Origin of the sequence: Xanthovirga aplysinae, assembly GCF_009711365.1 — a bacterium.
Lineage (GTDB): Bacteria > Bacteroidota > Bacteroidia > Cytophagales > Cyclobacteriaceae > Xanthovirga > Xanthovirga aplysinae.
In genome coordinates this window covers 1-2,980 of record NZ_SMMB01000645.1, presented here as the reverse complement: position 1 = coordinate 2,980, position 2,980 = coordinate 1, and the positions used below count along the sequence as shown (strand labels likewise).

Below are 2,980 nucleotides of genomic sequence, written 5' to 3'. Positions count from 1 at the left end.
TACTTAACGATTTTTTACTCAATATTGATCGCTACCTTGGTAGTAGTGAATGGTTCGTTTATCTGCTATTAGGGGTAGGTTTATTTTTTACAGTATATCTCAAATTCCCTCAAATCCGATATTTTCGTCATTCTTTGCGAATTGTTCGGGGAAAATACGATAAAGTCGACGATGTAGGAGACACTTCTCATTTTCAGGCCTTAACCACGGCTCTGTCCGGTACGGTAGGAACGGGGAATATTGCCGGGGTAGCCTTAGCTGTGCATTTAGGAGGACCCTCTGCCTTGTTTTGGATGATTGTAACTGCCTTTTTAGGTATGACCACCAAATTTGTTGAGGTAACACTTTCTCACAAATACCGGGAGAAAGCAGAGGATGGCTCCATTGCGGGTGGACCGATGTATTACATGAAGAACAGGCTAAATATGCGTTGGATGGCTGTTCTTTTTGCAATAGCGGCGGTCATTTCCTCTTTCGGTACAGGTAACCTTCCACAAATTAATAGTATTTCAGGATCTCTCTTTTCCACCCTTGGAGTTAACAAAGTAATGACAGGAATATTTCTAGCTATTCCTTTAGGCTTTGTTATTATTGGTGGTATTAAAAGAATTGCCCGGATTACTGAACGTCTGGTACCTTTGATGGCAGTGTTGTATTTGATTGGTGCTTTTGGCGTAATTATTTTTAATTACGAAAACATTTTACCTTCCATATCTGCCATGTTTACCGGTGCATTTACAGGTACGGCGGCAGCTGGTGGATTTTTAGGTGCTTCATTTTCATTTATGTACAAAATGGGGGTTAACCGTGGGCTCTTCTCCAATGAGGCAGGCCAAGGTTCGGCACCAATTGCTCACGCATCTGCTAAAGCCCATGAGCCTGTATCTGAAGGTATGGTGGCTATTTTGGAACCTTTCATCGACACTATTCTAATTTGTTCCATTACGGGGTTGGTGCTTTTGACTTCCGGAGTATGGAAAGAAAAATTACCCAACGAATTCCAGATCACCGATACAGAGATTCTTGCCAAGCAATATGTAGCGGGAGATACCCAAGACAGGGAATTGCTTTATCAACACCTTAATGGGGGAGAAGATCTTCCAACTTTCGATGGGCAGCTGGAAGTAAAAAATGGTCAAATTGTAAATCCTATTAGTATCATCCATTCGCATTCCCTTGCGGAAGATGTAATGGTCTATCAGGGCGGAAGCCTTTTCAATGGAACAGTTAATGTGGAGGAAGGTAGTCTGGATGATCAAGGAGGAAACATTGTGCTTAGAGGAAAATCCTTGCTTCACTCTGCTCCTTTAACAACGGCAGCTTTTGAAAGAGGTTTCTTTGGAGAGTTTGGAAAGTATATTGTCTCTTTTGGTTTGGTGCTCTTTGCTTTTTCTACGGCCATTTCTTGGTCTTATTATGGGGGGCGTGCTATGACCTATTTATTTGGTAGTAAATCGGTGGTGTATTATAATATAATTTATGTGATTGCCTTTGTCTTTGGGGCTTTTGTGGATACCACCATTATTTGGTCCCTGGCAGGAGTAAGTATTGCCCTCATGACAATTCCTAACCTTGTAGGAGTTTTATTGCTGCGTAAAGAAATGAAGTCAACAGTAAAAGACTATTGGGATGGTTTTAGGAAAGAATATCCCAACGAAAAAGCCCATGATTAGGAATTAAATTCATAAGAAAATAGGACACTATCCGGAAAACTCCTGTCATCATTGATTTTTGGCAGGAGTTTTTTCTTTGCTCAAAAGGGGCATCTTTTAAATAATTATCGGTAAATTAGAATCCTTCAGCTATTATTTTTCTAAAGAAATGCTCTCCTGATGGTCACACCCTCATTCCTTGTGTCTGAGCTCTCTTTCTCCTGATGATAACATCCTTTTCCCCTTACTGTCTGAGTTTGCGCTTAATGCCAATCCACTATAGTTCTAATTTTGGTTCTTTACCCTTATAGTGTTTACCAAAAAAGATTAGAATGGAAACCAATCAGGATTCAAAGGAAAAGTGATACAGCTTTTTAGGCAAATGACCATAATGGTTTTGGAATTAAGATTAAGTGGTTTCATAGGGAAGGGAATAGTTATATTTACCATGACCGTCAGTTCTTTATAGAAGGGGAATTTATCGAGAAATTGACATGTGCGGCTGGTGTCTTTTTCCCTTTGTAGAAGAGGTGAGTTGATATTGCCGAAACTTGCATTTTGCTTAAATTCAACACTGGAGGAAAAAAATAGGCCAATGCATTTTAATTTATCTTTATATAATCTTTATTATGTTAAATAGAGCGAATTTTGGATTTGGAAGAGTAGGAGTAGGGGATGTTGACCAAAATCCTATGGCTATTTGGGAAATAATGTAATTAATGATTTTAACCTACTAGTTGGTAAACATGGGGGTATGATAATGGATATAACTATAAAAGACCGGAAACCAACTTTTTAACTGCAATTTGGGATGCTTCGATTTGCATTCTGGTAGGAGGTCTCGTCAGAGGAACAACTAATCCAGTTAATGGTTATTATAGTCCAGTTTATTTTCAAAATATACTGGGTTGGGGATTTCAAGGAATATGAACAGCAAGTGTAGCTTAGGGGATATTTGAAGGACTACTTTACGGAATAATATTCTCCATAGTGTAAGGAGCGACGAGTGCCATAGTAGACCTAATGGAAGGGGAGCTGTTATTAGGGACAATGCATAAATAATTTATATTTAGAGGTATTTTCATTCATATTAAGCTCGAATATCCCGTATGGGTTACATTTTCAATAGGTAAGTAAGTGGCAATAGAACTTAATGAAGACTTCCATTTCATTTGTGGGGACATTTGAAATATCCAGTTTTTCAAAAATGTTTGTATCTAATGAATTAGGAGTTAGGGCATTTACTTGGGTTTTTATTCCCTCCTAATAAATGCCCGTTTATTGGTAAATTCATCCATTATAGCCGGGGGCTACTAAATGTTCAACCA

1 protein-coding gene is annotated in these 2,980 nt (G+C 38.7%); it reads left to right on the top strand.

Annotated elements, in window-relative coordinates:
* A partial coding sequence (locus E1171_RS03660) for an alanine/glycine:cation symporter family protein (RefSeq protein ID WP_155204193.1) occupies positions 1-1,673 on the top strand: 1,673 nt, incomplete at its 5' end.
* Positions 1,674-2,980: the final 1,307 nt, after the last annotated feature.